This window comes from Corynebacterium sp. HMSC034A01 (assembly GCF_001838175.1).
Lineage (GTDB): Bacteria > Actinomycetota > Actinomycetes > Mycobacteriales > Mycobacteriaceae > Corynebacterium.
Genome location: NZ_KV835932.1, coordinates 1 through 245, shown reverse-complemented (window position 1 = coordinate 245; position 245 = coordinate 1). Strand labels below are relative to the sequence as shown.

At 60.4% G+C, this 245-nt stretch carries 1 protein-coding gene; it reads left to right on the top strand.

Translation table 11 applies throughout. The annotated features are described in order from the left end of the window. Positions 1 to 20: 20 nt before the first annotated feature. The coding region (locus tag HMPREF2791_RS12140) for a hypothetical protein (RefSeq protein WP_141764892.1) at positions 21 to 245 on the top strand (225 nt) is incomplete at its 3' end.

The window sequence follows — 245 nt, the reverse complement described above, 5'->3', positions numbered from 1 at the left end:
CCGGAGTTGTCAGTGGGTGAATGCGCCACCTCGACTTGGAGGTTGTTGTGGCTGGTCGTTGGACTCCGAAGGATGTGAAAGCTGCTTCTGTGGCGCGGCTTGTTGCAGGCGATGATGTCTGCGAGATTGCTTGTGAAGCCGGTGTGGCAGAGGCCACGGTTTATGAATGGGTCAAGCAAGCTGGTGCGCTCCCGCCGAAGAAGGCGTTGGCGCGTGCACGCGACCAGCTTGTCGACGACGCGGTG